General features: G+C 44.8%; 7 protein-coding genes. All 7 read right to left on the bottom strand.

The window, feature by feature from the left end; genetic code table 11:
• Positions 1-64 precede the first annotated feature (64 nt).
• Positions 65-346, bottom strand: a complete 282-nt coding sequence (locus JIN82_RS10790; RefSeq protein WP_200309480.1) for a hypothetical protein — start codon at positions 344-346, stop codon at positions 65-67.
• A gap of 155 nt (positions 347-501) precedes the next feature.
• Positions 502-819 carry a hypothetical protein gene (locus JIN82_RS10785; protein ID WP_200311656.1) on the bottom strand — a complete coding sequence of 106 codons (318 nt, stop codon included), beginning with the start codon at positions 817-819 and terminating at the stop codon, positions 502-504.
• A 624-nt stretch (positions 820-1443) separates the two neighbouring features.
• The gene (locus tag JIN82_RS10780) at positions 1444-1809 is read right to left on the bottom strand and encodes a hypothetical protein (protein WP_200311655.1); all 366 of its coding nucleotides are present in this window, start codon (positions 1807-1809) and stop codon (positions 1444-1446) included.
• A gap of 613 nt (positions 1810-2422) precedes the next feature.
• Positions 2423-2878, bottom strand: coding sequence for a hypothetical protein (locus JIN82_RS10775; RefSeq protein ID WP_200311654.1), 456 nt, complete (start codon positions 2876-2878; stop codon positions 2423-2425).
• Between the two features lie 124 nt (positions 2879-3002).
• Complete coding sequence (locus tag JIN82_RS10770) at positions 3003-3497, bottom strand: SMI1/KNR4 family protein (protein WP_200311653.1); 495 nt, start codon at positions 3495-3497, stop codon at positions 3003-3005.
• A gap of 122 nt (positions 3498-3619) precedes the next feature.
• On the bottom strand, positions 3620-3973 hold the full coding sequence (locus JIN82_RS10765; protein WP_200311652.1) for a hypothetical protein: 354 nt from the start codon (positions 3971-3973) through the stop codon (positions 3620-3622).
• Between the two features lie 1160 nt (positions 3974-5133).
• Positions 5134-5480: hypothetical protein (locus tag JIN82_RS10760; RefSeq protein WP_200310236.1), on the bottom strand; the 347-nt coding region annotated here is incomplete at its 5' end.

Here is a 5480-nt window from a genome sequence, read left to right as displayed (position 1 = left end):
CGGGTAGTGGATTGGTGTGCGCTGCCTTGTTCGGCTTTTCGGGTTTGGCTTCTCGATCCGAGCTTCACTTACCGTCGAATAGTAGCGCAATCTGGCGTTTGGCAATCCAATTTAAAGCGATCGAAAACAACTTCCAGAGAACAAGAATCAAGACGGAAATCCCAGCCAAAATAATGGTGACCTGCATGGTCGTCATGCTTCCTTTACCGTCACCGGGTTCCACGAAACCAAAAAGAAGAGCGATAATTCCTACGAGTGGAAGTAGCAGGCAAAGGCACATAAACCCGTTGATCAAACGCCTCATAAGGTTAAGCTTTTTCTGGTATTCTTCGCGGGTGATTAACATCGCATAGTCGGGTCAAGTTTTCTGCCGAACGTCTAGCACACCAACCGCTGACCACTCAGCGCGCTACGTTTTTGGGTTGTGATTGAAATTGTCATAAAGGTCATTAATTCGGCGGGGAAGCGGTTGGGTGCTGCGCCTTGTTCGGTTAGTTGTTTTTAATCAGCAAGTCCGTGGAGAGGATAATGCATCCGTATGGCCATCGACACCATGGCCGAAAATTTATATAGCATGGAAAGATCGTCTTTGTGAGTCTCTGATAAAATAGCCTGATCTATAAATTGGGCAGCTTCTTGCAACTCTGAGATACAGTATGTACGATCGTCAAATATGTCCTGTAGACCCTCAAAAAACCAATTCTTGTGATTCTTCGCAATGCGAGAGACCGCCGGCATATCGTCAAAATCAATTGATCCAAAAATTACTGGTTCATCTTTGACAAGAGCTGACTTTCCTATGACGAAATCGTATGCCATTGCTTTTTATACCGAACGTCGAAGTCCTCTCACACCTGCCCGGGGGCGAGGCTTCGACTGTGGATTAAAGGTTGTATAATCATGGCAAATTGAACTCGCGGCGGGGCAGGTGTTGAGAGCGACGCCTTGTTCGGCTTATTTGGTTTCTCTGCTCAGCCTCCACAGAATCCAGCAAATAGGAACCAAGTGAATGATAATCCAGACACCGCTAAAAACCCGAGCCCGCCAGTCCATCGCCTCGCAACCGGAGACTGCTTCCAAGTGGCTAAGAACCCTGCAAGATAGCAAGCTGCGGCGACAAATGTGAAATCTGCGATGACTGTGTATGCGCCGCACCGGGATCGTTCATGATCCAAATCAAGGTTTGCGGTCAGGCTGGGTGGTGTGATTCGGATTAAGATGCATCCGAGGAACAATGCGGAAACTATAGATGCAATGACCCCGAAGCTCAGGAGGTTAGAGCCTAGTTGTTTCATCGTGATCATTTTTTTTTGCCGAACGTAAAGTACACACACTCCCTATGGGAGAGCGAGCGTCGATACTGGGTTAATGGTTGTAATTTTCATAAACTGACACTGGAAACGCGCCATAGGGAGTTGGGTGCTACGTGTTGTTCTGCCATGATTATGAATCGTTTGCTCTCTTTAGATTAGCAATCCAATTCCTACAGCTATTTCTCCAGTTCTGCTTATCAGCCGGATTCCACTGATCGAAATCCCACTTATTTTCGTCACAAAAGCATTCATCGATTGCATTACCCCACGAGGTAATTTTCTTCTCGTCGACCATCCCCTTAAAATTCTTACTATCATAGATCTCTGTGATAAGAATAATGTTTGTGACAACGTTATCAATTTCGCACGCGGAAAATCCAGGATGACTAGTGAGCATATCGTTGCGACTTGATAAGAAATCTACCAGATCACTTATCTCTTCGTATGCGCCGTCTCTTTCACCGTTAAACGGACTATGTTCGTTCTCATCAATCATCGTTTGTGATATAGATTCATTATAGCAGAACGTCTAGCACACCAACCGCTGACCGTTCAGCGCGCTACGTTTTTGGGTTTGGATTGGAATCTTCATAAAGGTCAGTAATTCGGCGGGGAAGCGGTTGGGTGCTGCGCCTTGTTATGCTTTTGTTTTGATCGCGTGGTTACTAATCTGCCGTAACCAAGGATAAGAGAAAAGAAGGATCAACTCGAACCCGAGGTACATCAAGCATATATCCAACAGTTGGGGAATAGTGCTATAAGATTTGAACCAAAACGCAACGCATCCAAACGCAGCAATTAGCCACGCTATAAGCCTGCTCTCGACACCCTTAGCTAGCCAAGAAATTGACCAAAGGACGCCTGAGGCCAAGCCAAGAGCAGATGCTGAAGCCCAATTCGTTAACGAATCAGGAAAGCAAAAGAATAGCCCAATAGCTCCTAAAACGAGGGTAAAGAAGCGTAGGATAGCGCGATTGCCGCTAGTTGGTATTCTTGGTGTTTTGAAACTCTGACTGATGTCTACGACTTTCATTTTTTAGCATAACGTCCAAAGCCACCCATCCACTACCAGAGGGCGAGCTTTGATTTCAGGTTAAGGTTCATAATTATCATTCAGACTTAGACCCAGAGCGGGTAGTGGATTGGTGTGCGCAGCCTTGTTCTCTTTTGGTTTTGATTCGGTTTCTAATGTAGGTCAGCCCCCCAAAGATAGTAAGCCAAAAACCGTTATAAATCGGAGAAATAATCGCTCCAGTAATAGGTGCAAAAGTTCTTCCTGTATCATTGGTTAGATTCTTCATCGCCTTGTCCATTTCTGGTGTAAGTTCTTCACCTGAGAACATTCCGTCCCCATCAAGGTCGAATTTGTCCAATTCGTATTTATAGTGCCAATCAATAGACCAAACTGAAAATAGAACGCAAAAATAGCAGGCTACTACACTAGCAATAGAAAACTTGAACCATTTAGGTATTGAGGTCTCCGTTTTGAATAAAAGTATCCCGCCGAAACCTAGTGGGAATGCCAGAAACGCAAAAATGAATATGTAGCTAATGATTTCGCGCACAATTTTAAGAGAACGTCTAGCACACCAACCGCTGACCACTCAGCGCGCTACGTTTTAGGGTTTGGGTTAAAATTATCATAAAGGTCATTAATTCGGCGGGGAAGCGGTTGGGTGCTGCGTCTTGTTAGGCTAGGGCAGTTTTCATATCCAGGAAGGACTTGAGCCAACTATCAAAGCTGTCATGTTCATTCTCAATAGTACCAAAGTCATGATCAAATACTAGTACAGGAAGATCTGCTGGTCTTGTCTCATTGGTTTGTCTGGCAAAGCCAAATAAGTTACCCATACAGTCAGACGCTATAGGAATCATAGTGTCGCTCATGCCTGCTTCCCAATGAGCCTTCGCTTCATCAATAAGCGAGGATAATTCTATGAAGTTCTGAACGTCGAAACTGGCGTCTTCTGGAGCTTCTTCATTCTCACCGCCTGTAACTAAATCTAAAATTGAGGGTGTGTATACAGCCCCATATTTGGTGATGAAATCAATGTATGATCGGGGAAAGGTTCTAGAGAGATTTTGCTCAACCAGTATTACGTCCGAATGGGAGGGAATAGAAGCCTCATGATAAGATGAAGCAAAGGATTCTGTGAAAAGTCGGTGAGTTTCTGTGCGTGTCATATTTAGCCTAACGTCTAGCACACCAACCGCTGACCACTCAGCGCGCTACGTTTTTGGGTTGGGATTGAAGTTGTCATAAAGGTCATTAATTCGGCGGGGAAGCGGTTGGGTGCTGCGCCTTGTTAGGCAGAAGTAGTTTTGAACGCGTCGTCTATGGCTTCAAAATCGACGGATATCTCTTCGGGCATAATGTCATAAGCAAACTGAACTTCAAATGCTCCATGTTCATCCTCTTTGTCGATACACATCGAACTCTTGAATACGGCTTTAGAGCAATTAGTAGCTGGCGTGAAATGGAATGATAAGTCCTGACATTCAGATATCCAGGAAACCTCTTTAGTTGTAGCGCTGCTGAGAACAGCTCTGAGGAATGATGAAAGGGCATATTCAGAGCCTGCTGAAAAGTATTCCTTACATTCTATACCGTGTCTTTTCAGAGCGACTAAAACACCTCTTTCCGAGGAAGTGAAAGTCATGTGGGTGTTACCGACAGAGAGCATATAATTTTCAGTCTAACGTCTAGCACACCAACCGCTGACCACTCAGCGCACTACGTTTTTGGGTTGAGTTTAAAATTGTCATTAGGTCAATAATTCGGCGGGGAAGCGGTTGGGTGCTGCGCCTTGTTCGGTTGATTTATTAGCTGGGGTTGGTGCCCTAACTTGAGATTAATGACGCTACCGCCCTTGGTCGGTTCACTCAAACTTAGCAAAAACCAAACGGCATATGGTCGATATAAGAAAAGCTAAGCAAAATTTTGAGGATCTAACGATCATAAAGTAACAAAAAGAATGATGCCTAACTTTAGCTAGCTAGAAACAGAAATAGCGCTATCTCTGTGAGACTATCAGCTGTGAGTTCATTTCATTCACTAAGTAGCGTCGAAAAGAAGTAGAATGCAAACCGAACGTCTAACACACCAACCGCTGACCACTCAGCGCGCTACGTTTTTGAGTTTGGATTGAAATTGTCATAAAAGTCATTAATTCGGCGGGGAAGCGGTTGGGTGCTGCGCCTTGTTCTGCTTGTTTTTTATGTCGATTGGTCACTTGTCGCCGAAGTAGCTAAAAGTCACCAACATACCTCCCGATTCGTGATTCTCGGAAGCTGTGACCCAACCTCCGGTCTGCAACTTCGCCTTCAGCCATTCTTCATATCTCCTTGGAGACATCGGTCGACCTCTCGGGAACGTAACACCAACAGTTCCTTCCACGGTATCAAAGCCACCCGATATTATTGTCGGGTCAGCGGCTACTGCTCCTGGGGGTAATGGGAATCGGAAGTCATCTGCTTTCATCCTGCAGTAAACCGTATCCTCGCCTTCAATCGTAATCGTTGGGAGATCCTCCTCAGCGAGCCGATCCAGCCGAGAATTAAGGAAAAGTGTGGAGTTCGCTGTCACAAACCAAATGGAGAGTCCTAGCAGGAGAGATATCCCGCAAAGACCAAGTGCTTTGGAGCGAAGTTTCATTTTAGCAGAACGTAAAGTACACCGACTCCCTATGGGAGAGCGGTCGTCGATACTGGGTTAAGGTTTATAGTTTTCATAAAACTGACACTGGAAACGCGCCATAGGGAGTTAGGTGATACGTCTTGTTATGCAAATTTGATTTAGTTTCATTGTGCTAGTTACAAGCTAGGTCTGTTCCAATGGTAATGATACAACCGCTCGCTTAATACCAGATATAATGCCTAATCTAATCAACTCATTCTCAACTAAGCAAACAATATCTTCCTGAGACGGTAGTGGATCCGCTCCAAAATAGAGAGACTTATTCCTTGTTCCTGTAAGAGTGAGTGTGATGGCTATCCTATCTGGCAAAGCTATATCACGTATTTCACCTAAAAGTTGTAATTCTTCTGATACCTTTACTGTAAATTCTTGTCCTGAAATATGGCTAATTTCCCCTGTAACTTCGGGAGTAAAGTAATTCCCAGATGAACTATTCTCCACGCCTTCTGAAAGACCGACGAAAGATACCC

Source organism: Persicirhabdus sediminis, assembly GCF_016595495.1.
Lineage (GTDB): Bacteria > Verrucomicrobiota > Verrucomicrobiia > Verrucomicrobiales > Akkermansiaceae > Persicirhabdus > Persicirhabdus sediminis.
The sequence above is the reverse complement of the archived record's forward strand: the minus strand, read 5'-3'. Positions and strand labels throughout refer to the sequence as shown.